Annotated in this window: 1 pseudogene; it reads right to left on the reverse strand. The window is 67.0% G+C overall.

What is annotated here, in order from left to right:
* A pseudogene (locus tag ADL34_RS36010) lies at positions 1 to 303 on the reverse strand (hypothetical protein); the annotation flags it as partial.

Genomic DNA, 303 nt, shown 5'->3' on the forward strand with positions numbered 1-303 from the left:
GGGTAGGCGTCGTTGAGCTGGTAACAGGCTTCGATCAGCCGCCGGGTGTGCGCGGGCAGGTCGAGTTTGTTGAGTTCGGCCAGTTCGCCGATGCGGCGGGCGGTGGGGGCGAAGCGGGCCCGGGATCCGAGCAATTTTCCCCCCCGAGCTGAAAGGCGGTCGGGGGTAGGGCGGTTTAGCTTGTGAGCGGCGTCGGTGAGCTGGTAACAGGCTTCGATCAGCCGCCGGGTGTGCGCGGGCAGGTGGAGTTTGTTGAGTTCGGCCAGTTCGCCGATGCGGCGGTGGATGGTGGCGGTGGTCTCG

The organism is Streptomyces sp. NRRL WC-3605, assembly GCF_001509795.1.
Lineage (GTDB): Bacteria > Actinomycetota > Actinomycetes > Streptomycetales > Streptomycetaceae > Streptomyces > Streptomyces viridochromogenes.